This window comes from Rhizobium sp. SYY.PMSO (assembly GCF_046840415.1).
Lineage (GTDB): Bacteria > Pseudomonadota > Alphaproteobacteria > Rhizobiales > Rhizobiaceae > Rhizobium.
Window position 1 is genome coordinate 182,220 of the sequence record NZ_CP177349.1, and the last position, 24,957, is coordinate 207,176.

The window sequence follows — 24,957 nt, forward strand, 5'->3', positions numbered from 1 at the left end:
AATCGATAGAGCGTTTCGTGATCGCCGGATTCGGTTCCGCGCTTCAGATCGTTGTTTTGCCGCGAGCTGCCGCACCGCCTCAAGCGGCATGATTCATTCGAGGGACATGCCCGGAGGCCGGGCATGTCCTGTTTTCCTATATCCGCTGCTTATTCGGCTGCGGGGATCTGCTTGTCCTTGCCGGATGTGCCATCGGCCTGCTTGCCGTCGTTGGCGGCGGGCTTGGCATGGCGGCGGCGCCAGTCGCCGAGGAAAAGCAGGATCGGCGCTGCGATGAAGATCGACGAGGCGCCGGCGACGAGGATGCCGAACACCATCGGGATCGCGAAGCTGGAGACGGCACTGCCGCCCCAGATCGCCATCGGCACCAGCGCCAGGAAGGCGGTGGCGTTGGTATAGAGGCTTCGCGCCAGGGTCTCGTTGATCGACCTGTCGATGATGTCGCGCAGCGGCATCGACTTGTAGAGCCGCATGTTTTCACGCATGCGGTCATAGACCACGACCTTGTCGTTCACCGAATATCCCACAAGCGTCAGGATCGCAGCGATTGCCGTCAGGTTGAAATCGAGGCCGGTGATCGCGAAGAAGCCGATCGCCTTGGTCACGTCGAGGACCAGGGTGACGATGGCGCCGACCGCGAACGGCCATTCGAACCGCACCCAGATGTAGACGAGCATCGCTAGGCTGGCGATCACGACCGACAGGATGCCGGCCCAGGCAAGCTCGCCGGAGACCTTCGGGCCGATGACGTCGGTGCCTTCGATGGTCGCGCTGGGATCGATCTTGACGATTTCCGCCTTGAGCTTCGTCACCGCGGCCGTCTGCGCCTCTTCGCCGCCGTCCTGGCGCTGGGCGCGGACAAGAAGGCTGTTGTTGTCGCCGAAGGACTGCAGTGCGATTTCGCCGAGGCCGAGCGTGTTCAGCCCCTCGCGGAACGTCGCCAGATCGGCCGCGTCCTTGGTCTTGACCGACATCTGGATGCCGCCGCGGAAATCGACGCCGTAGTTGAGGCCCGGGTGAATGAACAGCACCACAGAGGCGATCGACAGGATCGCCGAGACGGTGACGCCGAAGAAGCGGGCCTTCATGAACTGGATATGCTTGTCATAGGGGCTGAAGGGGATCAGCGGCCTGATGTTGAGCACCTTCAGCTTGCGGCGACGGGTGATGGCGATCATCACGACGCGCACGAAGGCGACGGAGGTGAACATCGAGATGATGAGGCCGAGACCCATGGTCACGGCAAAGCCGCGAACCGGGCCGGAGCCGAAGTAGAACAGGATGGCGGCGGCGATCAGGGCCGTCATGTTGCCGTCGATGATCGTCGAATAGGCCTTCTTGAAGCCGTTATCGATGGCGGCGAAGGCGCCGCGGCCCTTGCGGGTTTCTTCGCGGATACGCTCGTTGATGAGAACGTTGGCGTCGACCGCAAGGCCGATACCGAGGACGACGCCGGCGATGCCGGGCAGCGTCAGCGTGGCGCCGACCAGCGTCAGGGCCGAGAAGGTCAGGATCGTGTGGATGAGCAGCGCGACATTCGCGAGAATGCCCCAGGCGCCGTAAAGCACGAAGATGAAGGCGGCAACCAGGACGAAGCCGAGCAGGCCGCTATAGATGCCCTTCTGGATCGCGTCGCTGCCGAGGTCGGCGCCGACGGTACGCTCTTCGATGACGGTGAGCTTGGCCGGCAGGGCGCCGGCGCGCAGCAGGGCTGCGAGCGTCGTCGCGCTGTCGGCGGTGAAGTTGCCGGAAATCTGGCCGGAACCGCCGGTGATCGGCTCGCGGATATTCGGCGCGCTCAGAACCTTGTTGTCGAGAACGATGGCGAAAGGCTTGCCGACGTTTTCGCGGGTGATTTCAGCGAAGCGGTTGGCGCCGGCGCTGTCGAAGCGGAACGTCACCAGCGGCTCGTGCGTGTTGGGGTCGAAGCTGACGCGGGCGTCGGTCAGCCGGTCGCCCGACAGTTCGATGCGGTCGAGAACCGGGTAGCTGTTGCCCTGCTCGTCCTTCATGATGGTGACGCCGGGACCGGGATTGTTCGGATCTGCGTTTTCCGCGAGCAGATGGAAGGACATCTTCGCGGTCGAACCGAGCAGCTCGCGCAGGTGCGACGGGTCCTGTGCGCCCGGAAGCTGCACGAGAACGCGGTTCGGGCCGACGCGCTGGATGGTCGGTTCGGCAACGCCCACCTGGTCGACGCGCTTGCGGATGACTTCAAGGCTCTGCTGGACGGCGGAATCGACGTTGGCGGAAATACCGGCCTGCGAGAAGGACATCGCGATCGTCGCGCCGTTCGGCGTGATGTTCAGATCGGACTGGCCCGCCGAGAGACCTGAGGTGATGGTGTTGGCGAGCGTGCGCAGCTGCGTGACCGCATCGTTGCTCTGCGAGGCGTCGCTGAGCGTCACGACGATCTGATCGCCATTGCGCACGACCGAGCGGGTCTGGATGTTCTTGTCGCGCAGCACGCGTCGCGCGTCCTGCTGCAGCGATTGCAGCCGGCCGTTGGTCAGGTCCTTCTCATCGACTTCGAGCACGAGATAGGAGCCGCCGCGAAGGTCGAGGCCGAGAGAAACCTGGCTATGCGGCAGCCAGGACGGGATTTTGCTGAGAACCGACTGCGGAAGCACGTTCGGCAGGGCGATAAAGAGGCCAATCACGATGACAACTGTATAAAGTGCCACGAGCCATGGTGAGGTGCGCATGGGTATTATCCTTGAAATACGCTTATGCCGGCGGCTTGGCCGCTGGCGGACTTGAGGTCATGTCGGAGATGCGGGCGCGTCTGCGCCGACCGCTCAGGCGAGATCGCTCGGAGGGGCGCGGGCGAGATAGGCGCGAAATGCAAGGGATTCGAGCCGGGCGGCATCGCCCGCATGGCTCGGCCGCCAAAGCGCGGTCGGATATGCGAAAGAGGGTAGGGCGGCAAGCGTCGCGGGACCGATGTCATGCCATGTGGCTTTCGGCGTTACCAGCCGATCGGCCACGGCGATGCCGCGAACCGGGTCCCGCAAGGAAAGGTAGAGCGGCTGGCTGTCCTTGCCGGAGGAGAGGGCATCCGCATCGGCGCGGGTGGCGAGATTGATGCCGCCGCCCAGCGCCAGCCCGATATAGGCGAAAAAGGCGACGAACAGCGAGGCGATCACGCGCGCTCCGGCGCGGTGCGTCCTGTCATCTCTATCTTCGCTGTCGGCGAGGCCGAATTCGAGCGGGCTCAACGGTCAAAAATGCCTTTATTCCTCTGCCGGTGCGGGCTCCGGCGGTTCGGTCATGATATCAGGACGTCTCGCGTCTTCATACTGCGGCCTGTCATGATGCACTTGTGCGAACCGGTCAACCGTTCCGGCGCGATTTCTTAATTTTCCGTTGGCTCCGTTTCGGCCGATGCCGGCCTGGGCGCCAGGCAGGATGCCGGAACGCGATAGGCATAAAGCGTCTTGCCTTTCATGTCTCCATAGGGCGGCGACCAGCTCTTGAGAAGCTCGGCCTGACCCCCGGGGCAATCGATCGGATTGTTGTCGACGAACAGGACCGGGCCGGTCACGGCGGGCGGAAGTGCGAAATTCTGCTCGTAATAGCTTTTGGGGAAGCCGCCGAAGTTGCGGGCATAGATATGAAAGGGCCTGCCCTTCAGGGTGTAGTAGAGATCGGCGAGCATGTCGCGGTCCTGCGCGACGATATCGGATATCCCCGCATTCGTTGCGATATCGGCGATTTCCCGGCTTATGATGCTGCGGCCGACATAGCGCTTCATGACGAGATCGCCGTTCGGCAGCTTGATATCGAGCGCAAAGACCGTCAGCACCGGGATCACGAAGGCGACGACGGCGCCGATGACCAGCGAGATGGTCAGGCCCTTCTTCGTCAGGCGATAGAGCAACCAGACGGCGAGAATGGTGCCGGCGGCATAGGCCGAGACGGCCCAGTTGGCATAGGCCTTGGCCAGGAGCGCCTGCAATGCGATCAGGATCACCACCGGCATGGACAGCCAGAACAGCAGCTTCTCCCGGTCGTCGCTCCGGCCGCGGATCAGCCGCCATGTCGCCCAAAGCAGCGCATAGAAGACGATCGGTCCGACCACGCCGAATTGCGCGCCGACGAAACCCAGCCCGCCGAGCAGATGCTTCAGCACCCCGCCATTGCCGCCGCCCGAACCCCAGTGAGCGATGGTCTGCGTGTGACGCACGGTCGCGGCTTGATGGGTGACGTTCCACCAGAGATTGGGTGCGACGACGATGGCGCCGACGATCGCCGCTATGGCGACATCGCGCCAGGAGATGCGAGCCGAACGCAGCGTCAGCATGGCGATGCCGACGCCCGGCAGCAGGAACAAGACGGAATACTTGGTCAGGAAAGCAAAGCCGAGGCTCGCGCCGAGGATGACGGCTTCAAGGACGGACGAGCGCCTGGTGAGGCCGAGAAAGGCCCAGATCGCGATGGTGACGAACAGGATCTGGATGGTGTCGGTCGACACGAGCACGGCCGAGAGCGAGGCCGCCGGAAGCGTGATGAAGATGACGCCGACCCAGGGCGCGATATCGCGCCCGGTCTCGTCGTCGATCAGCCTCCGCGTGGTGCACATCAGCATCAGCGCGGTGGCGAGGTGGAAGAGCGGCGCCGATACGCGGATCCAGAAGGTCGAGTCCGATCCCGAGATCGTGTTGAAGAACCGGATGACCCAGGCGATCATCGGCGGCTTCGAATAATAGCCGAAATCCAGATTCTGGCCCCAGAACCAGTATTGCGCCTCGTCGACGAACAGGTCGGTCCTGTTGACCTGCAGCATGAGCACGCGCCAGAGCGTGACGCCGAAGATGATGGCCAGGGCCAGCCCCAGCGAAAGTTTCTGGGAGTTCGTTCGGGATTGGGTGGTGTCGAGCATTAACGGATGGATCTCGGTGCCGGTCGTGAGGCTTCATACGGAACTATTGAGGCCAAAGCTAGCTCCCGGCCGCCGGTTTGCCGGCATCGGTCGCGGAAGACCCTGTCTCCGGTTTAGAAATCCGAAATGTCCGTTGCGGTTGCCTAGAGGATGCGCGAAGCGGTCTTGCCGCGCGTCTCTTCGATGCGGCACAGGAGCATGAACGCCGTAAGCGTCAGGCTGGCCATCAGGGTGGCGGTCAAACCAAGAACAATCATTGCTCTCTCCGTATCGACATCGAAGCTGTCTAATCCCCTTGGGTACTAGGGCATGAAACTTGCTCGTGACTTGCGTTGCGTGCCCTTGACGATCATGCGGACGCATAAATTGAAGTCGTCTAATTTAGGATGATGCGATGCGAAACGTGCTGTATTCGGTCATTAACCTTCAGGCAAGGAATTAACCATAAATATTGAGCTTGAACGTCGGAATGGGAAAATTGTGACTCGTTCTCACCAGGCATGAAGCCGCCCCGTCGTACCGGGTCAGATCCGGTATCCATTTCATCAAACAGGTCCGCAACAGACTTTGATGAACGAGCGAGCTTCAGCGCCTCGATCAGTCGATCGACGGCGATGCGTGTCCTGTCTCGCCTCTTCATTGCGCTCGGTGCGGATCATCAGCGGTTTCGCCGGCGCTTGGGCGCGCGGCAGTTCGGCGGGGACGACTTTGGCGCAGGATACGCCGTCAGATCAGGCAGGCAGGGCGCAGGCAGGCAGCCTTCGCGACCGCTTGCGCTTTGCTGGTCTCGACGCCGGGCAATGCGACGTTCTGCGCCGTAACCGGCCGATGCTCCAGGCGCATCTGAAGGCCGGCCTGCGGGATCTTTTCCACCGCTATCAGACCCTTCCGGACGCCGCACGCCACTTCACCAGCGAAAGCCAGCTGGAACGGCTGCATGATCTGCAGTTCTCGCACTGGGATGTGCTGACGGATGCGCGTTTCGACAGCCTCTACGCCGAGCGCGTCAAGGTTCTGTCCGACAGCGAAAGCAAGATGGGCCTCGACCCGCGCTGGCATGTCGCGGGCCATGGCGTGATGCTGGAACATCTTCTTGCCGGCCTCCTCGACGAGATGGGCGGCCGCGCCATCCTGCCGGGCAGCAAACGTCGCGCCCGCGAATTGAGCGAGCTCGTCACCGCCGTCGTGCGTCTCGTCATGGTCGATGTCGAGATCGCGGTATCGCTGCGCTTCAACGAATTGCGTGTCGGCCATCAGCGGGCGTTGGCCGAACAGCGCACCGCAGATCGTGGCGAGGCGGCGTCCCTCATCGCCGGACTCGCCAGCGGCCTCGCCGATCGCGATCTGACCGCCCGGCTGCCGATGGATTGTCCCGAGGCCTATGCCGAAGTCGCGGAAGCGTTGAATATGGCGCTTGCCGACATCCAGCAGCAATTTTCGGTTCTGTCCGGCGGGGTTCAGGCAGCGGGGACGGCAAGCGATGCCATTTCCCGCTCGTCGCAATCGCTGGCGGAGCAGTCAGCCGAACAATCGCGTGCGCTGGCGGTCTCTGCGCGGCAGCTCGCGGAGCTTGCCGGGCAAGTGCGCGGCAATGCGGCCAATACTCGCTCGGCGGAGCGTGTCACCGCATCGACGCGCGTGGCGGCGGAAGACAGCGGCCGCATCGTCGGGCAGGCGATATCGGCCATGGCCGATATCGAGACCTCGGCCGAAAAGATCGGCCAGATCATCGGCGTCATCGATGAGATTGCGTTCCAGACCAATCTTCTCGCCCTGAACGCCGGTATCGAGGCAGCCCGGGCCGGCGATAGCGGCCGCGGCTTTGCCGTCGTCGCGCAGGAAGTTCGCGCGCTTGCGCAGCGCTCGGCCGACGCGGCGCGCGAGATCAAGGTTCTGGTGACGGGCACCAAGGCGCAGGTGGATGCCGGCGTTCAGATGGTCGGCCGCACCCAGGATGCGATCGGCAGCATCGTTCGTCAGGTGACTGACATCAACGAGGCGATTTCCGGGATTGCCGCCGCCAGCGACGATCAGCTTGCCGGCCTGAACGCGCTCACCGCCGATATCTGCGGTTACAGCGAGCGTGCGGCGGCCGGGGAAGACCAGGCGAACCGCTCGCGGGAAGGGGCCGATCATCTGCATACCGTCGTCGTCGAGCTCGGCCGGACCATTCGCGAGTTCCGCATCGAGCGGGAACGGCGGCATGCCGCGGCGCCAGCCCCGGTGAAGCCCGATCAACGACGACAGCTGTCCGCTCGGGATGAGCTCGATATCGGCCGGGACGAGGAAGAGCTGGCCGATTTCGGCTTCCCGCTTCGCAGGGCTGCAACGGGAGGCGAGCGGAATGCCCGCTGATTTCACATTTTCATTCGCATGCGGGCCGGCCGGTCCGATTTCAGACAACAAGGATTGAAGCGATGCCGAGCAAGAAAGGCGAAAAGACAATCAGTCTGGCCGCGGTGCTGGACCTCAACGAGGCCTCGGCCCTTCGCGGCACGTTGATGGGTGCGCGCGGCAGCAATGTCGCGATCGATGCGTCCGGCGTCGAAAGGATCGGGACCTTGTGCGTGCAGGTCATCATGGCCGCCGCCAAGACCTGGGATGAGGACAAGCTCTCCTTCACCTTCTCGAAGGTGTCGGATGCATTTCAAAAAACGATGCAGGTGATCGGGGTGGATATCTCCCATCTGCTTGCCAAGGAGATCCGGCAATGAAGAAAAAAGTGCTGACCGTGGATGATTCACGGACCATTCGAAACATGCTTCTCGTCACCCTCAACAATGCGGGTTTCGAGACCATTCAGGCCGAAGACGGCGTCGAGGGCCTGGAAATTCTCGAAGAAGCCAATCCCGACGTCATCGTCACGGATATCAACATGCCGCGCCTTGACGGCTTCGGCTTCATCGAGGGCGTGCGCCGCAACGACAGATATCGCGCCGTTCCGATCCTCGTGCTGACGACCGAAAGCGATGCGGAAAAGAAGAACCGTGCCCGCCAGGCCGGTGCGACCGGCTGGATCGTCAAGCCGTTCGATCCCGCCAAGCTGATCGATGCCATCGAGCGCGTAACCGCCTAGACAGGATCCACCCCTCATGGATATGAACGAAATCAAAGAGATTTTCTTCCAGGAGTGCGAAGAGCAGCTCGCCGAACTGGAATCCGGTCTCCTGAAAATGAATGACGGCGACCGTGATCCGGAAACCGTCAATGCCGTGTTCCGCGCCGTTCATTCCATCAAGGGTGGGGCTGGTGCCTTCGGTCTGGACGACCTGGTCGCATTCGCCCACGTCTTCGAGACCACGCTCGATTGCGTTCGATCCAACAAGCTGGAGCCGACTCAGGATGTCCTGAAGGTCATGCTCAAGGCCGCCGATGTCCTGGCGGATCTCACCAATGCCGCGCGCGATGGCGGCAGCGTCGATCAGGCGCGCAGCCGCGGCCTGGTCAAGGAGCTGGAAGCGCTGGCAAATGGCGATCTGCCCGCGCCGACGGCCGCAGCTGCCGTCGAGGCCGCTCTCAAGCCCGCGATGCCCGTGCCGACCGATGAGAGCGGCTTCCAGCCCATCCCCTTCAGCTTCGACGACGATTTCGGCACAGACGAGCCGGCGGACGGCGGCGTGCCGGAATATGAAGTCAACTTCAAGCCGCGCTCCGATCTCTACGCCAAGGGCAACGACGCCACGCTGCTGCTGCGCGATCTCGCGCGGCTGGGCGAGATGAACATCTTCTGCGACATGGACGCGTTGCCGGGTCTTCCCGACCTCGATCCGGAAGGCGCATATTTCAAGTGGGCGATCTCGATCAAGACCGACAAGGGCGAAGACGCCATTCGCACCGTCTTCGAATTTGCCGAGTGGGATTGCGATCTCGAGCTTCGGCAGGCCGGAAGCGGCGCCGGCTCCCCGGACGGCGAGGAATTGCCGATGGTGCCGGTGCCCTTCGATCTGTCGATCCTTGACGACGACGGCGCCGTGCCGGCTGCCGAATCCACCGAGGATGCGCCGGCGCCGAAGAACGATGCCGCTGCCGCCGTGGCCGCCGCGGAAACGGCCAGCAACGTGACGCAGCTTGCCGCCGCCGCCGCGCGCGTCGAGAAGAAGGAGGCCGCCATGGCCGCGGCCACCGCTGCTTCCAATGCGGTCGCCGCGCAGAACAGCGCCGCCGCCGGCGTCGGCCAGACCATTCGCGTCGATCTCGATCGTGTCGATCGCCTGATCAACCTTGTCGGCGAGCTCGTCATCAACCAGGCGATGCTTTCCCAGAGCGTCATCGAGAATGACAATAACGGCACGTCCTCCATCAACATGGGTCTCGAAGAGCTGCAGCAGCTCACCCGCGAGATCCAGGACAGCGTCATGGCGATCCGCGCCCAGCCGGTGAAGCCCGTCTTCCAGCGCATGTCGCGCATCGTCCGCGAAATCGCCGACATGACCGGCAAGTCGATCCGCCTGATCACCGAGGGCGAGAACACCGAGGTCGACAAGACCGTGATCGACAAGCTCGCAGAACCGCTGACGCACATGATCCGCAATGCCGTCGACCACGGCATCGAAACGCCGGAAAAGCGTACGGCGCTCGGCAAGAACCCGGAAGGCACCGTCCGCCTGACGGCCAAGCACCGTTCCGGCCGCATTCTCATCGAGCTGGCAGACGACGGCGCCGGCATCAACCGCGAGAGGGTGCGCCAGAAGGCCATCGACAACGATTTGATCGCCGCCGACGCCAATCTGTCGGATGAGGAAATCGACAATCTGATCTTCCTGCCGGGCTTCTCGACTGCCGACAAGATCTCCGACATTTCCGGCCGCGGCGTCGGCATGGATGTGGTCAAGCGCTCGATCCAGGCACTCGGCGGCCGCATCAACATCACCTCCAAGCCAGGGCAGGGCTCCGTCTTCACCATGAGCCTGCCGCTGACGCTCGCCGTCCTCGACGGCATGGTGGTGACGGTTGCCGGCCAGACCCTGGTCGTGCCGCTGACGGCGATCGTCGAAACGCTGCAGCCCGAGGCGTCCGCCATCCATTCCTTCGGCGCGAACCATCGCCTGATCTCGATCCGCAACAGCTTCTGCCCGCTGGTCGATGTCGGCCGCATCCTGAACTTCCGCGCCACGCAGGCCAATCCGGTCGAAGGCGTCGCGCTGCTGGTGGAATCGGAAGGCGGCGGTCAGCGCGCCCTCATGGTCGATGCCATCCAGGGCCAGCGTCAGGTCGTCATCAAGAGCCTCGAGGCCAATTATACGCATGTGCCGGGCATTGCGGCCGCCACCATCCTCGGCGATGGCCGCGTCGCCCTGATCCTCGATGTCGATGCGGTGGTCGGCGCTTCGCGCGGCCAGTCGCTGAAGCCTGAAATATCTTACGCAGCGGTGGGGTAAGTCATGTCCTATGCCGTCAAGAACCTGACGCAGGGCGTCCGCGAGTTGATCGCTTTCCGGATCGGGGACCAGGAGTTCTGCGTCGATGTCATGTCGGTTCGCGAAATTCGGGGCTGGACGCCGGCAACGGCCATGCCGCACGCGCCGGGCTACATGCTCGGCGTCATCAATCTGCGCGGCGCCGTGCTGCCGATCGTCGATCTCTCCGCCCGGCTCGGCATGAAGCGGTCCGAGCCGACACAGCGGCATGTGATCATTGTGGCGCAGGTCAGGCGTAAGGCGGTCGGCCTTCTTGTCGACGCGGTTTCGGACATCCTGACGATCACCGGCGACAGCATCCAGCCGACGCCGGAAGTCTCCTCCGATTACGAGCGGCAGTTTGCGCGCGGCATCGTGGCGATCGATCGCCGCATGATCTGCCTGATCGAGCTGGAAGCCCTGTTCCTTGACAGCGAAAGCGAGGCTGCATGAGCGTGATGGGAGCAACGGATTTCAAGGCGTCTCCAGATGAGATTCTGGCGAGCGGCGAGTATCCGCTGACGCGGCGCGATCTCTCCGAAATTGCCGCCATGATCTATTCCGATGCGGGCATTTCGCTCAACGAGAGCAAGGCGTCGCTGGTCTATTCCAGGCTGTCGAAGCATATCCGCGCGCTCGGCCTTGCCGGCTTCCGCGATTACTGCCAGCTGGTTTCCTCGCCGGCCGGAAGTGCCGCGCGCCGCGAGATGCTGTCGCATCTGACGACCAACTTCACGCGCTTCTTTCGCGAAAACCATCATTTCGACCATCTGCGCGACGAGGTTCTGCCGGGCCTGCTGGCGCGCGCCAGGGCCGGCGGCCGGGTGCGCATCTGGTCGGCCGCGTGCTCGGACGGGCAGGAACCCTATTCGATCGCGCTGACGGTGCTGGCGATGATGCCGAATGCCGCGGACTTCGATTTCAGGATCCTGGCGACGGATATCGACCCCAAGATCCTGGGTCTTGCCCGCGCCGGCGCCTATGACGAAGCATCCCTCGAGACGATCTCGCCTGCCATGCGCAAGCAATGGTTCCAGGAGGTCAACGTGCAGGGCCGCCGCAAATTCCAGATCGACGATCGCGTCAAGCGGCTCATTACGTTCAATGAGCTCAATCTCCTGGGGCAGTGGCCCTTCAAGGGCATGTTCGACGTCATCTTCTGCCGCAACGTGGTCATCTATTTCGATGAACCCACGCAGACGAAGATCTGGGCGCGCTTTGCCGGCCAGCTGCAGGATGCCGGCCACCTCTACATCGGCCATTCCGAGCGCGTCTCCGGCGAGGCGAAACACCTCTTCGACAATATCGGCATCACGACCTATCGCTATCTCGGCAAGGCCGCGGGGAGGAAACCATGAACGCTGCCGCCCGTGTTCTCGTGGTCGACGACTCGCCGACCATGCGCGGCCTGATCAGCGCCGTGCTGCGTGCCGATCCCGAGGTCGACGTTGTCGGCCAGGCCGGCGATGCGCTGGAGGCGCGCGCCGCCATCAAGGCGCTCAATCCCGATGTCGTCACGCTCGACATCGAGATGCCGAACATGAACGGCCTCGATTTTCTGGAAAAGATCATGACGCTCAGGCCCATGCCGGTCATCATGGTCTCCACCATGACGCATCGCGGCGCCGATGCGACACTCGCGGCCCTTGAAATCGGTGCATTCGACTGCGTCGGGAAACCCTCGCCAGGCGAGCCGCATCCGTTCGGCGACCTGGCCGAGAAGGTGAAGGCGGCAGCCCGCTCGCAGCGGCAATACGTCAAGCCGACCGCCGAGCGCGTGCCGCCGCCGGCCGTTGCCGATTTCCGTGTCGGCCGCAAGATCGTCGCCATCGGTTCCTCCACCGGCGGTGTCGAGGCGCTGATCAATGTGCTTCAGAAATTTCCGGCCAACTGCCCGCCGACCGTCATCACGCAGCATATGCCGCCGACCTTCACCCGCAGCTTCGCCGAGCGGCTGAACCGCCTGTGCGCGCCGGTCGTCCAGGAAGCGACCGACGGCGCGCGGCTGGAAATCGGCAAGATCTATCTGGCGCCGGGCGGCGAAAGGCACCTGCGGGTTGTCAATGCCTCGGCGCCGCATTGCCGTCTGGTGGACGGCGCGCCGGTGAACGGCCATCGCCCTTCCGTCGACGTGCTCTTCGATTCGGTTGCCGAACTGGCGGGCCGCAATGCCGTCGGCGTGATTCTGACCGGCATGGGGCGCGACGGCGCAGCCGGTCTCCTCAAGATGCGCCACGCCGGCGCGCGCACCATCGGCCAGAACGAGAAGACCTGCGTGGTCTACGGCATGCCGAGGGTCGCCCACGAGCTTGGCGCCGTCGAACAACAGTTTCCGCTGAACGCCATTGGCGAGGAAATTTTGAAGATAACAGCCGCCCGAAAGGAAGGGAGCGAATAATGTCTCTAGCGGAGAAAATCAAAGTTCTGATCGTCGACGATCAGGTCACCAGCCGCCTGCTGTTGAGCGATGCGCTGACGCAGCTCGGATTCAAGCAGATCACGGCTGCCGGCGACGGCGAGCAGGGGATGAAGATCATGCAGCAGCAGCCGCATCATCTGGTCATCTCCGATTTCAACATGCCGAAGATGGACGGGCTCGGCCTCCTGCAGGCGGTGCGCACCAACCCGGCGACCAAGAAGGCGGCCTTCATCATCCTGACGGCGCAGGGCGACCGCGCGCTGGTCCAGAAGGCAGCGCAGCTCGGCGCCAACAACGTGCTGGCCAAGCCCTTCACCATCGAGAAGATGAAAGCAGCCATCGAGGCTGTGTTCGGAGCATTGAAATGATCGTCGAGGGTGCAGCCCGTCGCGTGCATATCATACAGGGCGAGTACAAGGTCATCAGCGATCCGGAAGTGGTGCTGACGACCATTCTCGGCTCCTGCGTGGCGGCTTGCCTGCGCGACCCCATCGCCGGCGTCGGCGGAATGAACCATTTCCTCCTCCCGGGAATGGCCAATTCGCCGATGAGCGGCGGCGATGCGACGCGGTACGGCGTGCACCTCATGGAACTTCTGATCAACGGCCTTCTGAAGAAGGGGGCGCGGCGCGACCGGCTGGAGGCGAAAGTCTTCGGCGGCGCCAAGACGATCGCGACCTTCTCCAATGTCGGCGAGCAGAATGCGGTCTTCGCCATGCAGTTTCTGAAGGACGAAGGCATACCGGTCGTCAGCTCCAGCACGGGTGGAGAGCATGGGCGCAAGGTCGAATACTGGCCCATCTCCGGACGGGCCAGGCAATACCCGCTGACCGGCGCGGAGACGCAGAAGACCGTTGCGCTGGAGCAGCGTCCGGTCGTGGCTCCCAGGCCGGTCGACAACACGATCGAATTTTTCTGATCAGCGAGGCTACCGCATGACCCCCTTCCAGCGCGTTGAAGCGACGTCCATCGAAGAGACGCTTCCCGCGATCCTGCTGCGCATCGTCTCCGAATTGCACGATGTTGCCTATCTGATCGAGCGCATAGAGCCGCAACTGCTCGATGTCGGCGGCGCCGGCATGATGGCATCTCCGGAGGCCATGAAGGTGGTCCAGGGCATCGATCTCGCCGTTCAGAAGACGCGCGGCATCGCCGAGTTCATCGACACCATCGCGGGCGCCATGCCGGAAGGCTGGACCGTCGATCTCGCCACGGCGCTGAGCCTGGTCAAGCTGACGGAAATGCAAAAGGCGCTTGGCGGCGGCAGTTTCCACGCGCATTCGCAGCCCGTGGCGAAGGCGGCCGGCGATTTCGATTTCTTTTGATGGAGCGCGTTGCAGCCGATACCGTTTTTCCTGTGTAACCCTTCCGTTTCCCGGGGCTTTTTCCCGTCCCGCCCGGCCGGACGAAACGCTCGCACAAGTTTCGATTTCTATTTTCGCCGCAGGGTACAAAGCCATCAGGTCTTTGACGAATCGTGCGAGAACAGAATGAATCTGTTAAATCAATTAGTTCCCTTGTTCCGGAACATTCAGAATCTCGGGAGAACGCGGCTGCTGATCCTCGGCGGCGTCGGTGCAGTCTCCATGCTGCTGATCCTCTTTGCAGCCCTCTACGTCAATAAACCCGCACAGGAGACGCTTTACGTCGGCCTGGATGCGACGGATCTGAACCAGATCAGCATCGCGCTCGCAGAAGCAAAGATCAATTTCCAGGTCGGCTCGGATGGCACGAGCCTGACCGTCCCCGCAGGCATGACCGGCAAGGCGCGCGCCCTGCTCGCCGAGCGTGGCCTGCCCAACAGCGGCAATGCCGGCTACGAGCTGTTCGACAATGTCGGCTCGCTCGGCCTGACATCCTTCATGCAGGAAGTCACCCGCGTCCGCGCTCTCGAAGGCGAAATCAGCCGCACCATTACCTCGATCGCCGGCATCAGCGCCGCGCGTGTCCATATTGTCATGCAGGACGTCGGCAATTTCCGGAAGGCGGACCAGAAGCCGACGGCATCCGTCATGATCCGCGCCAGCGCCGAAGCGGCCCGCAAGTCGGCCCCGGCCATCCGTCACCTCGTCGCCTCGGCCGTTCCGGGCCTGGAGGTCGATGACGTCACGATCCTCGACTCCACGGGCCAGCTGCTCGCCTCCGGCGACGATCCGAGCAATGGCGCGATGAGCCGCAATCTCGGCATCGTGCAGAACGTCCAGAACGAAGTCGAATCCAACATCGACAAGGCGCTCGCACCCTTCCTCGGCATGGACAATTTCCGCTCCAGTGTCACGGCGCAGCTCAATACCGACAGCCAGCAGGTGCAGGAGACCACCTACGACCCGGATTCGAAGGTCGAGCGCTCCGTCCGCACGGTGAAGGAAGCGCAGAAGTCGCAGCAGAGCCAGCCGGATACCGCGGCGACCGTGGAGCAGAATATTCCGCAGGCGGCTCCGCAATCCGGCGGCAACTCGCCGACCTCGAACGATCAGTCCGACAAGCGCGAAGAGCAGACCAACTACGAAATCAACAGCAAGACGACGGCGACCACGCGCAACAGCTACAAGATCGAGAAGCTGTCGGTCGCGGTCGTGGTCAACAAGGGCCGCATCGCCCAGATGGTCGGCCAGGGCGCCGACCAGGCGAAGATCGATGCCTATGTCGCCGAGATGCAGAAGATCGTCGCGACGGCCGCGGGCGTCGATCCGGCCCGTGGCGATGCCGTCACCGTCAACGCCATGGACTTCCTGGACAACCAGCTGCTCGACGACACCTCCTCCAGCTTCAGCATCACGGATATGCTCAGCCGCAATATGGCCGGCATCATCAACTCGCTGGCCTTCGTTGCCGTCGCCTTCCTGATCGTCTGGATGGGCTTCCGTCCACTGATCCGCTCGCTTGGCGGCTCGGCCGGCGGTGCGGCATTGCCCGAGGCGGCAGGACTGGAACTGCCGGACTTCGCACCGGCCGTCGGCGGCCCCGGCGCGGCGCTGATGGACGGCTTCGGCTCGGACTTCGGCTTCGACAGCACCGACGATCTGCTGACGATGGGCGAAGACGGCGGCACCTTCAACCGCCGCGTCAAGGAAGGACCGGAGCGCCGCCTGTCCCGCATGGTGGAGATCAGCGAAGAACGCGCCGCGAAGATTCTCAGAAAATGGGCCGTGGACCAGGCGGCCTGAGAAAAGGACCGGAATATCCTTCGAGCCTCAAGCTGAAGTTCGGACTGTCACGAGTATCTGTCGCCGGACTCCGGTTTCACGGGTGAGTTCTGCGACAGATATGCGCTTGAAAAGACGGCAAGCCCGCTATCCGTCAAAAGCGAGGGTTGCGGGCTTCTTGGCCCGCTTCTCCGCACCTCGACAGAATCTCGTCGACAACGGCGGCGAGCGGAGCGGTGGCATCGATGTTCGTCGCGTTGTGGGGAATGTCTTTTTTCTCCGCGTGCAGTCGCAGAACCACGTCCCGCTCGGCCTGCCTACCGCCAAACTCGTCTTCAGGCCTGCTGGCAAGCCGCCTTTTCAGTGTGTCCATATCGACGTCGAGGACGAAAACCCCGTCAAACCGATCGATAAAGCGATGGAAATTCCTCGATCCGCCACAGAAGAAAGAGATCGGGTGGCTCCGGTCGGCGACCAGGGATTTGACTTTGTCGACATTCCAAAGGTGGTGCTTGTGCCCAAAGGCCACGTCCGGACCAGGCTGGTCACGCTCGGAACCGTCCAGCGGCTCACCCGTTTCCGGATCGCCTTTATAGGCCAGTTCCCGGTCGCCATGGATGACGTGATGGCCGCGCCGCTGCAGTTCGGTGGCGACCGCGGTCTTGCCGGTTCCCGAAACGCCTTCGATCAAATAATTCCTGACGCCCATTTCGCTTTCGTCCGATGCCTTGCGCGCTCTTCGGCGATGGCCTGATATCCCGCCGCCTTACCGCGGAATTCTGACAGATTTCCGACGCTTCGTGCAGACGGATGAAACGTCCAGGCTTTGCGTCGGATGCGGAAGCAGCGGCGATGTCGCGAAAATCCCGGTTGAAGCGCCGGGGATATTCAGGCCCCTTTTTCGTTGCGGAGGCGATGGAATGCCGTCCCTTCGGCGCAGTTGTCGGCCGGACCTGTGATCAATTAGTCGCTGCCGGGTAAATTGACGTGCTCGTAAACTGGAATTTCTCGGGATCTTCGGTTGCTGGGTCGATAGAATCGACTTACTAATGGTATGCCCATTGCGTAAAGCCGTGTATTCGGAGCAAATCGGCCCTCGATTTCCGCGTTTCTCATGGTTAAAGAGTTCGCAGATTCCGGAGCGCGGAAACATCAGTTCATGCGTCATCGGTCGTGTCTGGGGCGGTATGTGCCAGCATGGTTGCCGATGTGGAATTCTAGGATGGGCGCGCTCATCCGCCCGCTTCCGCCGGGGTATGTTTGCGTTGCGGTGAAAAGATCCGGCTCTGATGCCTCATCGGGAAACCAGTCGGTTTCCGGGCAACGCGTCGGGTTCTGGCTGAACAATGCTCTCGTTGACGACCGATCGTGCAACAGCGGCAGGAAATGCAAGTATGGACATGCAGATATCGCAGGTGAGCAAGGGCGATAGGGATGCGCGATCGATCGTGCCTGCCGCGGCCATGTCACGCGAGCAACTCATACTGCAGCTGAATGCCGTTTCGGGCCCCGCCTATCTGCAGGCCGGCCTGTGCGCGCTGGCGAGCTATGCCGGCGCCTCCCACTATCTCCTTGTCCGGTCCGATCTCATTCAGGAAAGCGGCCTCGACTTCGTGATCTCGTCGAATTGGCCTTTCGATCTCGTCCGGCGCCTGGCGGCGGAGCTGATCAACAGCTATGGCCGTATCGGCGAGCTGGAGAAATGCATGGCGCTGTTCCAGCCGAGCCTGGCGCAGCTGCCTGACGACGTCGCATTGCCGGATGGCGTGGGCCGGCAATATCACGCGCTGAGCTTCAATGTCGGCCGCACGCGCTTTTCGCTGCTGCTGCTGACGCGCGAATCGGCCACGCTCTCGCACGAGCGGCTGCGCGATGTCGGCCTGCTGTCCGGCTATCTCGCCAGTTCGACGCGCTGTTTCGAAGGCAGGCTGGAGCGGGATTTCGATCTGACCGAGCGCGAGCTGGAATGCCTGTTCTGGATCGCCGAAGGCAAGACGAGCGATGAGATTGCCATGATTCTCGGCATCTCGCGCAATACCATCAACAATTACATCACCAGCGTCATGCGCAAGACCGCCACCAAGACCCGCTCCGAGGCCATCGCCTTCGCAGTGCGCAACAATCTCGTTTAAAGGCCACCGGATGCGCTATCAGCCAGACAGGACGACGGATATGCCGGGCGAATCGCGGCTTACCCGTTCCGGACGAATTTCTGGTCGCTCCGATCTCTTTCCGAAGCTCGTGTCGATGCAGAAGCTGATCGATGCGCAGCATTTCGCGGTCTATCGTCTTCACGGCTCCGGCCTGCCGCACAAGCAGCGCCTGGTCTGCGAGCTCGACAATTGGGGCTCCGCCAATTCGGTGGTCGGAAAATCCTTCGTGGAAGCCTATGGCGAAGCGTTGATCGAGCATATCGACAAATCGCTGCTACCGCTCATGTGGAACGGGCGCGACAGCGACAGCACCGCCGAGACGCCGGATTTCGCCGTGTTCACCCAGCGCCTGAAACCGTATCTCGTGCCTTTTGCGGGGGTGGCCTTTCCCGTGCGGCTGGGCGCGGTCGGCAACGGCTATATCGTCTTCACGGCCAAATTCATCGACCTGCCGAGCGACATCATTGTCGAGCTGCATGGCCGCAGCTGCCAGATCATGATGGAGCTTCTGTCGCTGGACGAGCGCCGATCGCAGGCTGCGGAAGCCTTGAGCGAGCGTGAGATCGCCTGCCTCCAGCTTGCCGGCGACGGGCGTATCAGCGAGGAAATTGCCGAGAAGCTGGGACTGTCGGTGCACACCGTCAACGCCTATCTCGGATCGGCGACGATCAAGCTCGACAGCGTCAACCGTATCCAGGCAATCGCAAAGGCTATCCGCTTCGGCTATATAAGCTGACGTTGCGGCATCCTGAAGCATTTGCGGTCAGGCAAAGCGGCCAGCCTCGCACAAAGGCGATGGAAACAAACGGCCGGAGCGGCTCATGCCCCGTTCCAGCCGCCGCGCAAATTCTGGATGCCGAATTCCCTCAGGCCACGCGTGCCGTTTCGTCGCGGACGACATACCGCGCTTCCTTGAGACTGTGGGCGAGCAGCGCCGTATTCTCATCCGGATCGGCAGACGCCTTGTCGAAGGCGATATGGTTGATTTCGATGCCGGCGAGATGCTCCGTCAGGGCGAGCTTGGCATAGATGGTGACGCCGCGGGGCTTGATTTCCAGGTCGATGGTAACTTCCGCCGGGCCGCCCCAATCGAGCTTGTAGTCGCCGCCAAGCCCGAAATTCACGGTGCCGGGAAGAAAATAGAGCTCGGCGGCCGAGGCGACGAGGTCAGCGAGATTACCGTATCGTTCGAAGCGCAGCAGCGAAATCAGGTCGGCTGCATCGAGGAGGCGCAGTTCGCTTGCGACAGGGCTGATGGCTTCGGCGAGTATTTGTTCACGTTGGGCAGAGTAGGGGCATTTTTTCATATGGTTTATCTTACCCGTTTTCTATTCGACTGCCCGGCGTAAATCCGATGGATGAGCTCGGCGACAGCCTTGTAAAATACTGACGGGATGACGCTATCAACCGAGACTTGCGCAAACATGGAGCGTGCGAGCGGCGGATCCTCGAAAACGGGAATATTGTTGGCCTCCGCTATCTCCCTGATCTTCAAGGCAATCAGATCCTGGCCCTTCGCGACGACGACCGGCGCCTCGTTTTCCTCGCGGACATAGCGCAACGCCACGGCGAAGTGAGTCGGGTTGGCGATGACGAGCGTGGCGCGCGGCACCTGCTTCATCATGCGCCGGCGGGCGCGGTCGCGTGCGATCGAGCGCTGGCGCGACTTGACGATCGGATCGCCCTGGGACTGCTTGTGCTCGTCCTTGATCTCCTGCTTGGTCATCTTCAATTGATCGAACCAGTGATGCCGGCTCCACAGCAGGTCGGCGATGGCGACCACGGCTGTCGCCATCAGCACGAGGACCAGAATGCGCTGGACGATCGTCGACAGCCGTATGAAGATGGTCTGCGGATCGGAAACCATGGAATCGATCGCGTGGAAGAACTGGCCGCGCAGCACGAAAAACATGATGATGCCGACGAGCAGGATCTTGGCGAGCGATTTGCCGAACTCCACCAGACCGGTCGTGCTGAAGATGCGCTTGAAGCCCGACACGGGCGATATGCGCGAAAACTGCGGCCGGATTCGCTCCAGGACAGGCGTGGGCAGGTTCTGGAACATCGAGGCGCCGATGCCGAAGACGAAGAAGAGCACCACGGCCGGCAGCACCATGTTGCCGACTTCCCAGCCTATACGGGTAAACAGCGATATGGCATCGGGACCGGTCTCGAGCTGCCACTGATCCGGCTTTTCGAAAAGATCGCGCAGCACCTCGCCCATGCGACCGATTCGTGTCGGCAGGAAGAAGGTGACGTAGATGACGGTCGCCAGCATGGAGGCAAAGAGGGTCGCCTCCTTCGAGTGAGGGACGTTGCCCTTCTCGATCGTATCGCGGAGTTTTTTCTCCGTCGGTTTTTCTGTTTTACTGTCCTTGTCTTCGTCAGCCAAAGCAGCCGCCCTTTACGAAACGGAAAGAGGCCGCGCATCATGCGCGGCCCGGAGCTGGTCAGTGTATGACGTTCAGCTGAGTCGCGCCGAGTTTACGCCGCTTCGTCCACAGGCGTATTTTCCTTGGCCTTGAGCTCGATCTGGCCGGAATTGGCCAGGCGGATGGCTTCCTGGGCGATGGCTCGCCGGGCGATGGCGATTTCGCGCGGATTGATGCCGGTATTGCCCATCTGGAGATCGGATTCGATCATGCGGCGCTGGCGCGGGCTGATCGAGGAAAGCACGATTTCGCGGATGTCGTTGTTCGAGCCGCGGAGCGCCATCGTGAGGATGTCGGCGGCGATGTCGTTGAGCAGCAGAACGCGGCTCGGCTGCGGCATGCGCGTGAGATCGTCGAAGAGGAAGATCTTCGGGCGAACCTTCTCGACCGATTCCTTGTTGAGCGATTCGAGCGAGCTCAGCAGGGTATCGACCTGCGGCTTGTCGAGCTCGTTCATCAGGTCGGCGACCTTCGTAGAGCCGGAAGCGTTGCGTTCGGCGTCGATCTCCGCCATCAGTCCCAGCACGCGGTTCTCGATGATCTGCGCTGCCTTGGGGCTGACGTCCTTGATGTTGACGGTCCGGTTCATGATGTCGGCGCGCTGGGCTTCCGGAAGCTGCAGCAGGATCTTCGCGCCGAAGGCCGAAGGCATCATGGACAGCACATAGGCGATGGTTTGCGGATGTTCGCGCAGGAAGAACCTGGCGACGAAGACCGGATCGGCCTCGCCCAGGCGGTCCCAGATGGATGTCTCGTAGGCCTGGAATGCGGTGCGGCGGCCAAGCAGGCTGTCGACCTCGTCAGGCGTCAGGCCCTCCTCGAGAATGCTCTCGATGGCCTTGGCGTTGTCCATGAGGCCGGCGCCTTCGGTGAAGAGATCCTCGAATTCCGCCACGAGCTGCGCCAGTTCGTCCGGTGGAATGAGCCTCAGCGACTGGGCCGAGGCAATGATCATCTGCAACTCGTTCTGCGTAAAGTATTTGAGCAGCCGCCCTGCCACTTGCTTTCCCATGGCGAGAAGGACGGCCGCTGCTTTTTCAGTCTGAGACAACGGTTTCTCGGCGAGCGCGCCGCTGAAATCGTCAAAGTCCATCATGGTCTTCATCTCCATCCCGCAGGGGGAGTGGGCTCATCCTGAGCCGGTTCAGCTTTTCTTCGTATTGTAGATTTCGGTGAGCTTGATGCCGAACCTGGTGTCGTCATGTTCCAGAACGGTAATCTCGCCCCGGCCGATCTTGCGGCCGTTCACGGTGATTTCGACGGGTTCGCCGATTTTCTTGTCGAGCGCGATGATCGCGCCCTCGTTCAGGTTCATCAGGCCGGACACCTGCATGCGGCTGCTGCCGAGCATGATCTGGACATCGATGGGGATGTCCATGATCAGGTCGAGATTGGCGGTCAAAGCGCTGCCGGGAGCCGCAGCGGCGGTGGAAACGCCACCGAAGTCGCCATCGCCGAAGGCAGGGCCGGAATCGTCGTCGCCGAAATCGCCGAATGTGGAAAGGCCCGTGCCCGCTTCCGCGCCGAAGCCTTCGGCGTCGAAATCCGGCAGGCTGCCTTCGTTATCCTTCTTCAGGACGCCGCGCAGACCGTCTATGGCCTCGTCCAGGGCGGCGTCGCTGCTTGAAATGTCCAGCGATTCCTCGCTGCTTTGCTGTGTCGTCTTCGTAGCCATGAAATCACTATTCCAGTTGAAACTTGCCTCAAGCTGCCGTGAGCGCGCGCACTCCCCGACCGATCAATTCATCAAGTGCCGAAGAAGCTCGTCGTCGGAATTTACGTTGTCCTTGACGCGCACCGTGTAGTTCTCGCCAGAGCGGCCGAATTCGCAGATATACAGGTCCTTGCCGTTGGCGCTGACCTCGACCCGGACGTCGCCGCTATCCATGAAGGGAATGACGTCGCCGACCGCGAGCTTGGAGATCGTGTCGAGCGTCAGCGATTCCAGCCGGATTCGCGCATCGAGCGTCACCTGCGAGCGCCGCACCTGCTCGCTGATCTGTTCCGACCACGACTGGGAGGCCGCCGTCGGGTTCTTGGCGCGCGGAGCACTGACGACGGTACGAAGCAGATCGCGTTGGGGCACGATGATGACGATCTGGGAAATCGATTTGCCGAGCGAGATCGTCATCGCGATCGCGGCGGCGAAATCATCGCTGTCGTCGCCGGCGGCCGCAGGGCGATCCTCGACGTTGTGGGGTGGCTCCAGATAGGGCTCGAAGCCGCCGGATGCGTTGACGGCCGAACGCAGCACATTGGCGATCTTTTCGAACACCATGACGGAGAGGTCGAGCTCGATCACGGAAAGCGGCCGCGCGATGGCCGCTTCCATGTCCTCCGGGCGCGCGCCCAGCATATGTTCCATCAGCGTCATGATGAAGCCGGCGCCGCAGCCCAGAACGAAATTTGGCGCCCAGTTGCGCAGCGAGCCGTCGACGAGCGCATGGTTGCCGCCAAGCCCGGCGATCAGGTCGTTCATCAGGCCGGAGCGACAACCGGCATAGGCGACATTGATGTCGAGGCCGGTCTCGCTCTTGATGATATCGGGCAGGAATTCGGCGTAGACCTGGGCGAAGGACGCACCCAGCCTGGCAAGCGTCGCCTGATCGCCGAGATTGCCCGTGAGCTTGGCAAAAAGGGTGCGGTCCATCGTCTGTGCCTTATGCGCGGATTGCTGGCTCATCGTCGTCAGGCTGCCTTGCTTTCACCGCCGGGGTTCATCATTTCCTGCTCGACGGCGTCGATCGAGGGACGCTCGTAGGAGGAAATGGTCTTGCGGCCGTATTCGAGCGCGACCTGCGGCACCGAGCCGTTCATGTAGGCGAGCAGCGTCTGCTTCACGATCACATAAAGGCGGTGCTGCTTGTTGCGCACGACCTTGATCTGCGAAACCAGCGGAGCGCAGACCGAATAGGACAGGATGATGCCGAGGAACGTGCCGACCAGCGCCGAGCCGATGAGGTGGCCGAGCACTTCGGGTGATTCGTTGATGTGGCTCATCGCCTTGATGACGCCGAGAACGGCGGCGACGATACCGATGGCGGGGAAGGAATCGCCCATGATCGTGATCGAGTGATAGGGCTTCATCTTGTCGTGCAGCATGGTGTCGAGCTCTTCGTCCATCAGCGCCTCGATCTCGTGCGAGCGGGCGTTACCGATGATGATGAGACGGACGTAGTCGCAGATGAAGGCCGTCAGGTCCTTGTTCTTCAGGACGGTCGGCGCGGCCTTGAAGATCGTCGATTCGTCGGGATTGTCGATATGGGCTTCGATCTCGTTGCGCGACTTGGTGCGCAGGTCGCGCATCAGGGCATAGAGCACGCCGAGCGTGTCGAGATAGTCGCGCTCCTTGGGGACCGCATGGCGGAAGGCTTCTCCGAGCGCCTTGCCCGAATCCTTCACCACCTTCATCGGATTGGCCATGATGAAGCCGCCGAGACCGGCGCCCGCGATAATGACAAATTCGAAGGGCTGGAACAGCGCGCCCACGTCTCCGCCCATAGCCATGAAGCTGCCTATGATGCAGCCGCAGGTCACTACAAATCCGATAATAATATTCATCGTCGGTCCACACCTGAACGTTGCTTCATACGATGAACTAGGGGACCTGCCTTGCGTGAGGCTGTTCGATGCGGCGTGAGCGCGTCCTTTTTGCCTTGTCAGCTTCGCACAAGCCAAGCCCTGCAGGATGGAGGGTAAGGGCATCCACGCCCCGCTAACGAAATGTAGGAGCGCCCGCGGCGTTTCCTTTCCCGTTATTCTCCAATGTCCGGAGGGCGTTGAAAATGCAGTCTGGTATCTATGTCGCGCTGTCGTCGCAGATGGCGCTCGAGCGGCGTCTGACGACCATCGCCGACAATCTGGCCAACGTGAACACGACGGGGTTCCGTGGCACCGAGGTCAAGTTCGATCAGGTTCTCAGCAATACCGAAAACAAGCTCAACGCCAAGGTCGCCTTCGTCTCGCAGGGCAACGACTACCTCTCGACCGACAACGGCGAACTTCAAAATACCGGCAATCTGTTCGATTTCGCCGTCAAGGGCGACGCCTGGTTCGGCATCAATACGCCGGCTGGCCTTGTGATGACGCGCGACGGCCGTTTCACCATGAGCGACAATGGCGCCCTGGTTTCCGTCCGGGGCTTTCCCGTGCTCGATCCGGGCGGTGCGCCGATCCAGCTCGATCCGGCCGGCGGCGCGCCGACCGTTTCGGTCAACGGCACGATCACGCAGAACGGCCGGACCATGGGGCAGATCGGCCTTTACAGCGCCGATGTCGGCAAGGGCTTCCTGCGCTACGAGAATAGCGGCATCCTGCCGACCGATGCGCCGCAGCCGGTGGTCGACCGCTCGAATACCGGCATCGCCCAGGGCTATCTCGAAAATTCCAACGTCAACGGCATGCGGGAAATGACCAATCTGATCGAGGTCAGCCGCGCCTTCGACAATATCAGCACGCTCACCAGCAGCAGTGAAGGCACGCTCACCGACGCCATCAAGACCCTCGGCGGCAGCCAGTAAAGAGGCGGA

24 protein-coding genes are annotated in these 24,957 nt (G+C 62.2%); 14 read left to right on the forward strand and 10 right to left on the reverse strand.

Features of this window, described 5'->3' with window-relative positions:
• Nucleotides 1–149: 149 nt before the first annotated feature.
• The 3 genes from secD to ACJJVH_RS00895 all read right to left on the reverse strand — a co-directional run bounded on the left by secD (nt 150) and on the right by ACJJVH_RS00895 (nt 4,882).
• Entirely contained in the window at nt 150–2,705 is a 2,556-nt protein-coding gene (secD, locus tag ACJJVH_RS00885) for a protein translocase subunit SecD (protein ID WP_112802854.1), read from the reverse strand.
• A gap of 93 nt (nt 2,706–2,798) precedes the next feature.
• On the reverse strand, nt 2,799–3,218 hold the full coding sequence (locus ACJJVH_RS00890) for a hypothetical protein (RefSeq protein ID WP_113385387.1): 420 nt from the start codon (nt 3,216–3,218) through the stop codon (nt 2,799–2,801).
• A 137-nt stretch (nt 3,219–3,355) separates the two neighbouring features.
• Entirely contained in the window at nt 3,356–4,882 is a 1,527-nt protein-coding gene (locus ACJJVH_RS00895) for an ArnT family glycosyltransferase (RefSeq protein ID WP_412064555.1), read from the reverse strand.
• Nucleotides 4,883–5,590: 708 nt separating this feature from the next.
• Here ACJJVH_RS00895 and ACJJVH_RS00900 point away from each other — a divergent pair.
• From ACJJVH_RS00900 to fliF, 11 genes are all read left to right on the forward strand, one after another.
• Nucleotides 5,591–7,237: a methyl-accepting chemotaxis protein gene (locus ACJJVH_RS00900; protein ID WP_412065202.1), complete on the forward strand. Its 1,647-nt coding sequence runs from the start codon at nt 5,591–5,593 to the stop codon at nt 7,235–7,237.
• A gap of 62 nt (nt 7,238–7,299) precedes the next feature.
• Nucleotides 7,300–7,596 (forward strand): STAS domain-containing protein, encoded by a 297-nt coding sequence (locus ACJJVH_RS00905; RefSeq protein WP_112802849.1) that lies wholly within the window; start codon nt 7,300–7,302, stop codon nt 7,594–7,596.
• The gene (gene cheY1, locus ACJJVH_RS00910) at nt 7,593–7,958 is read left to right on the forward strand and encodes a chemotaxis response regulator CheY1 (RefSeq protein ID WP_004128526.1); all 366 of its coding nucleotides are present in this window, start codon (nt 7,593–7,595) and stop codon (nt 7,956–7,958) included. Before ACJJVH_RS00905 ends, cheY1 begins: the two co-directional genes overlap by 4 nt.
• 16 nt (nt 7,959–7,974) lie before the next feature.
• Nucleotides 7,975–10,260, forward strand: coding sequence for a chemotaxis protein CheA (locus tag ACJJVH_RS00915; RefSeq protein WP_412064556.1), 2,286 nt, complete (start codon nt 7,975–7,977; stop codon nt 10,258–10,260).
• 3 nt (nt 10,261–10,263) lie between these two features.
• Nucleotides 10,264–10,731 carry a chemotaxis protein CheW gene (locus ACJJVH_RS00920; RefSeq protein WP_112802837.1) on the forward strand — a complete coding sequence of 156 codons (468 nt, stop codon included), beginning with the start codon at nt 10,264–10,266 and terminating at the stop codon, nt 10,729–10,731.
• Nucleotides 10,728–11,636 carry a protein-glutamate O-methyltransferase gene (locus ACJJVH_RS00925; RefSeq protein ID WP_412064557.1) on the forward strand — a complete coding sequence of 303 codons (909 nt, stop codon included), beginning with the start codon at nt 10,728–10,730 and terminating at the stop codon, nt 11,634–11,636. Before ACJJVH_RS00920 ends, ACJJVH_RS00925 begins: the two co-directional genes overlap by 4 nt.
• Nucleotides 11,633–12,676, forward strand: a complete 1,044-nt coding sequence (gene cheB / locus ACJJVH_RS00930) for a protein-glutamate O-methylesterase CheB (RefSeq protein ID WP_412064558.1) — start codon at nt 11,633–11,635, stop codon at nt 12,674–12,676. The genes ACJJVH_RS00925 and cheB overlap by 4 nt, the downstream gene beginning before the upstream one ends.
• The gene (locus ACJJVH_RS00935; RefSeq protein ID WP_007695708.1) at nt 12,676–13,065 is read left to right on the forward strand and encodes a response regulator; all 390 of its coding nucleotides are present in this window, start codon (nt 12,676–12,678) and stop codon (nt 13,063–13,065) included. The genes cheB and ACJJVH_RS00935 overlap by 1 nt, the downstream gene beginning before the upstream one ends.
• The gene (gene cheD / locus ACJJVH_RS00940) at nt 13,062–13,616 is read left to right on the forward strand and encodes a chemoreceptor glutamine deamidase CheD (protein ID WP_112802832.1); all 555 of its coding nucleotides are present in this window, start codon (nt 13,062–13,064) and stop codon (nt 13,614–13,616) included. Before ACJJVH_RS00935 ends, cheD begins: the two co-directional genes overlap by 4 nt.
• A gap of 16 nt (nt 13,617–13,632) precedes the next feature.
• Entirely contained in the window at nt 13,633–14,022 is a 390-nt protein-coding gene (locus ACJJVH_RS00945; protein WP_112802830.1) for a hypothetical protein, read from the forward strand.
• Between the two features lie 165 nt (nt 14,023–14,187).
• The gene (gene fliF, locus ACJJVH_RS00950; RefSeq protein WP_112802828.1) at nt 14,188–15,864 is read left to right on the forward strand and encodes a flagellar basal-body MS-ring/collar protein FliF; all 1,677 of its coding nucleotides are present in this window, start codon (nt 14,188–14,190) and stop codon (nt 15,862–15,864) included.
• 133 nt (nt 15,865–15,997) lie between these two features.
• Here the strand turns inward: fliF and ACJJVH_RS00955 are convergent, their stop codons facing one another.
• Entirely contained in the window at nt 15,998–16,552 is a 555-nt protein-coding gene (locus ACJJVH_RS00955) for an AAA family ATPase (protein WP_412064559.1), read from the reverse strand.
• Nucleotides 16,553–17,237: 685 nt separating this feature from the next.
• Here ACJJVH_RS00955 and visN point away from each other — a divergent pair.
• Nucleotides 17,238–17,975 (forward strand): transcriptional regulator VisN, encoded by a 738-nt coding sequence (visN, locus tag ACJJVH_RS00960; RefSeq protein WP_112802825.1) that lies wholly within the window; start codon nt 17,238–17,240, stop codon nt 17,973–17,975.
• Nucleotides 17,976–17,985: 10 nt separating this feature from the next.
• Nucleotides 17,986–18,732, forward strand: a complete 747-nt coding sequence (gene visR, locus ACJJVH_RS00965; RefSeq protein WP_412064560.1) for a transcriptional regulator VisR — start codon at nt 17,986–17,988, stop codon at nt 18,730–18,732.
• A 130-nt stretch (nt 18,733–18,862) separates the two neighbouring features.
• Here visR and ACJJVH_RS00970 read toward each other — a convergent pair whose 3' ends face one another.
• From ACJJVH_RS00970 to motA, 6 genes are all read right to left on the reverse strand, one after another.
• Nucleotides 18,863–19,303 (reverse strand): hypothetical protein, encoded by a 441-nt coding sequence (locus tag ACJJVH_RS00970; RefSeq protein ID WP_112802823.1) that lies wholly within the window; start codon nt 19,301–19,303, stop codon nt 18,863–18,865.
• A gap of 5 nt (nt 19,304–19,308) precedes the next feature.
• Nucleotides 19,309–20,388 (reverse strand): flagellar biosynthesis protein FlhB, encoded by a 1,080-nt coding sequence (gene flhB / locus ACJJVH_RS00975; protein WP_112802821.1) that lies wholly within the window; start codon nt 20,386–20,388, stop codon nt 19,309–19,311.
• 92 nt (nt 20,389–20,480) lie between these two features.
• The gene (gene fliG, locus ACJJVH_RS00980) at nt 20,481–21,524 is read right to left on the reverse strand and encodes a flagellar motor switch protein FliG (protein WP_112802964.1); all 1,044 of its coding nucleotides are present in this window, start codon (nt 21,522–21,524) and stop codon (nt 20,481–20,483) included.
• A gap of 48 nt (nt 21,525–21,572) precedes the next feature.
• A complete protein-coding gene (gene fliN, locus ACJJVH_RS00985; protein ID WP_412064561.1) occupies nt 21,573–22,103 on the reverse strand; it encodes a flagellar motor switch protein FliN in 531 nt (176 codons plus the stop codon).
• Nucleotides 22,104–22,166: 63 nt separating this feature from the next.
• Nucleotides 22,167–23,111, reverse strand: coding sequence for a FliM/FliN family flagellar motor switch protein (locus ACJJVH_RS00990; protein ID WP_412064562.1), 945 nt, complete (start codon nt 23,109–23,111; stop codon nt 22,167–22,169).
• A 5-nt stretch (nt 23,112–23,116) separates the two neighbouring features.
• Nucleotides 23,117–23,989: a flagellar motor stator protein MotA gene (gene motA, locus ACJJVH_RS00995; protein ID WP_112802815.1), complete on the reverse strand. Its 873-nt coding sequence runs from the start codon at nt 23,987–23,989 to the stop codon at nt 23,117–23,119.
• A 224-nt stretch (nt 23,990–24,213) separates the two neighbouring features.
• Between motA and flgF the strand changes: the two genes are divergently transcribed.
• Entirely contained in the window at nt 24,214–24,948 is a 735-nt protein-coding gene (flgF, locus tag ACJJVH_RS01000) for a flagellar basal-body rod protein FlgF (protein ID WP_112802813.1), read from the forward strand.
• Nucleotides 24,949–24,957 lie beyond the last annotated feature (9 nt).

Excerpts from the sequence above, each read along its gene's own strand:
- ACJJVH_RS00955 (WP_412064559.1), bottom strand. The coding sequence starts at position 16,552 with ATGGGCGTCAGGAATTATTTGATCGAAGGCGTTTCGGGAACCGGCAAG.
- visN (WP_112802825.1), top strand. The coding sequence starts at position 17,238 with ATGGACATGCAGATATCGCAGGTGAGCAAGGGCGATAGGGATGCGCGA.
- fliG (WP_112802964.1), bottom strand. The coding sequence starts at position 21,524 with ATGATGGACTTTGACGATTTCAGCGGCGCGCTCGCCGAGAAACCGTTG.
- ACJJVH_RS00990 (WP_412064562.1), bottom strand. The coding sequence starts at position 23,111 with ATGAGCCAGCAATCCGCGCATAAGGCACAGACGATGGACCGCACCCTT.
- flgF (WP_112802813.1), top strand. The coding sequence starts at position 24,214 with ATGCAGTCTGGTATCTATGTCGCGCTGTCGTCGCAGATGGCGCTCGAG.
- ACJJVH_RS00920 (WP_112802837.1), top strand. The coding sequence starts at position 10,264 with ATGTCCTATGCCGTCAAGAACCTGACGCAGGGCGTCCGCGAGTTGATC.
- cheB (WP_412064558.1), top strand. The coding sequence starts at position 11,633 with ATGAACGCTGCCGCCCGTGTTCTCGTGGTCGACGACTCGCCGACCATG.
- visR (WP_412064560.1), top strand. The coding sequence starts at position 17,986 with ATGCGCTATCAGCCAGACAGGACGACGGATATGCCGGGCGAATCGCGG.
- ACJJVH_RS00905 (WP_112802849.1), top strand. The coding sequence starts at position 7,300 with ATGCCGAGCAAGAAAGGCGAAAAGACAATCAGTCTGGCCGCGGTGCTG.
- ACJJVH_RS00935 (WP_007695708.1), top strand. The coding sequence starts at position 12,676 with ATGTCTCTAGCGGAGAAAATCAAAGTTCTGATCGTCGACGATCAGGTC.
- motA (WP_112802815.1), bottom strand. The coding sequence starts at position 23,989 with ATGAATATTATTATCGGATTTGTAGTGACCTGCGGCTGCATCATAGGC.
- cheY1 (WP_004128526.1), top strand. The coding sequence starts at position 7,593 with ATGAAGAAAAAAGTGCTGACCGTGGATGATTCACGGACCATTCGAAAC.
- cheD (WP_112802832.1), top strand. The coding sequence starts at position 13,062 with ATGATCGTCGAGGGTGCAGCCCGTCGCGTGCATATCATACAGGGCGAG.
- secD (WP_112802854.1), bottom strand. The coding sequence starts at position 2,705 with ATGCGCACCTCACCATGGCTCGTGGCACTTTATACAGTTGTCATCGTG.
- ACJJVH_RS00915 (WP_412064556.1), top strand. The coding sequence starts at position 7,975 with ATGGATATGAACGAAATCAAAGAGATTTTCTTCCAGGAGTGCGAAGAG.
- ACJJVH_RS00970 (WP_112802823.1), bottom strand. The coding sequence starts at position 19,303 with ATGAAAAAATGCCCCTACTCTGCCCAACGTGAACAAATACTCGCCGAA.
- ACJJVH_RS00925 (WP_412064557.1), top strand. The coding sequence starts at position 10,728 with ATGAGCGTGATGGGAGCAACGGATTTCAAGGCGTCTCCAGATGAGATT.
- ACJJVH_RS00945 (WP_112802830.1), top strand. The coding sequence starts at position 13,633 with ATGACCCCCTTCCAGCGCGTTGAAGCGACGTCCATCGAAGAGACGCTT.
- fliN (WP_412064561.1), bottom strand. The coding sequence starts at position 22,103 with ATGGCTACGAAGACGACACAGCAAAGCAGCGAGGAATCGCTGGACATT.
- ACJJVH_RS00895 (WP_412064555.1), bottom strand. The coding sequence starts at position 4,882 with ATGCTCGACACCACCCAATCCCGAACGAACTCCCAGAAACTTTCGCTG.
- fliF (WP_112802828.1), top strand. The coding sequence starts at position 14,188 with ATGAATCTGTTAAATCAATTAGTTCCCTTGTTCCGGAACATTCAGAAT.